Raw genomic sequence first — 1836 nt, forward strand, 5'->3', positions numbered from 1 at the left:
GCTCCGGGGTGTTCAGGCCGGCGCCATCGCATTGGCGACGTTGATGAATACATTGCCGAATTCATAGACTCTTGGGAAACCCATTTCCCCACTCCATTACTTCAAAAGGACAACACCGATCACAGGACAAATTGCTATGTAGCCTGCGCCGACCATCGTGATAGGCTGAAGGTAGCGATAGGACGCCACAAGCCAGAAACGATCGGGGCGTTGCGCGGCCTCTAACAAACGTTCATCGTTTGTCAGCGAGCCAGGCGAGTCTCTTTTTGGCGAGCTTCCGGTTGCAAACCAAAATGCCAGATTTGCGATCGCAGCCATACCAATGGTGACGAGCATTGGAAAAAATATCAAAGGGAATGCGATCATTTCGTCATGAACTCCATTTAACGAAATGACATATCCCAATACGCATAGCCCAACAATCACCCCGGCTGGTACGCCCAATATTTTTGACTTTTTCTTTTTAATTTCAATTGTCATTGGGGAATTCTTCGCAATTTTTAGATGTGAATGGTCGAGATGATCTATTGCGATTTCTAATTAGTCTTCAATATTTAGAGATCATTGCAATCAGACCACYAATCGCTTCAACGGCAAAGAAAAAAACAAGACCCCACTTCATTACGAAGGCATCTTGGGGGAAGTGTTCCCTTAAACGAGAGAATGCTTTCCGATATTCAGTCTCCCCGGAGAAATAAGCTTTGTGCTTACTAAATAAGTAGACCAAGTACACGAAAAGAAAAAACCCAGCGGTTCCAAATAGAAGGGCAATTATTTTCATGTAGTTTTTTTAATTAGCTGAAAGTTGTTGAATTGCGCTGAGGTTTGACCCCCAACTGTCGCCTTCAGCCAAGAAAGGGCTGTGACGTCTGTCTCCACGAGAAGGATGTTCACGATCCTCGCGAATGTATGCGATTTCCAGGAGGATTGGCCGATAGTTGGATTCGCCTGCTGTCGCGCCGACCAGGATTTGCATGTTCTGAGAAACTTCCCAATGAGCGCTCCCGGCTTACCAGGCAGCCAGCCGTTGACAACCAATTCCTCATGAGAAATATGGTCACAAGCCAATAGGGACGAGCGCAAGCAGCTACAAAAATAATAGCGCCAGGACTCGCTGGATATCACGGCCGACGGCAACCGGGCGGAAGCCGTCGGGCGATTTCAGCGAGCAATATGCTTCAACGCCATTTACTGCCAGTTGGCAGCAATCACCGGCGCCAGACTGCTCTGGTAGCTGGCAGGCAGGGTGGTCTCACCCGCTGCTGGCGGGCTGAACGATGCCATGGCCTGCACCAGATTGTTGACCTGGGTGTTGAGCAGGGCATGCCCATCGCTCACCTGAAAGACTTCGATCTGGTTGAACATGCTGGCGTACCAGTCCAAGTTTTTGTCCGCACCCCCTCGGGTCAAGCTTCAGCGAAATTCAGGACTCGTGTTTCGCATCATGTGCGTCAAAACGACACCGCCTCCTCTATTTGAAGAGGTGCTAATTATTCCAAACGCACACATGCCGGTTAACTCCTTCGGTGCACATGCATAGTCATTCACACATCAGCATCGGTTTCAAATGAGAATGTTTGGGTTAATGATGCCGCTCGAAGTTGCTGAACCTCATCTGGATTGAATGAGCATCGCGATTTATTGAACAAGGTAGTTTTGCGAAACGCGATTGACAGGGTTCACACCACCGGCTGACACTTGCTCTCAAATAGCAAAAGAGGGAGTGGGCAGTGGTCAATCAATATTGTCGGCCGGCGCGCCGATGTGTGGGCGCGGCTAATACCAAACAGCCTTTATTGCATATCGCCGCTCATCTTGTGATGAGCGCCGCCCGGC

2 protein-coding genes are annotated in these 1836 nt (G+C 49.4%); both read right to left on the reverse strand.

Going from position 1 to position 1836, the window contains the following annotated elements; genetic code table 11:
* Positions 1-96: 96 nt before the first annotated feature.
* A complete protein-coding gene (locus AC1D1X_RS22120; RefSeq protein WP_477670781.1) occupies positions 97-480 on the reverse strand; it encodes a hypothetical protein in 384 nt (127 codons plus the stop codon).
* 708 nt (positions 481-1188) lie between these two features.
* The gene (locus AC1D1X_RS22125; RefSeq protein ID WP_477670779.1) at positions 1189-1383 is read right to left on the reverse strand and encodes a hypothetical protein; all 195 of its coding nucleotides are present in this window, start codon (positions 1381-1383) and stop codon (positions 1189-1191) included.
* Positions 1384-1836 lie beyond the last annotated feature (453 nt).

It is taken from the genome of Polaromonas sp. P1_G4, assembly GCF_056405475.1.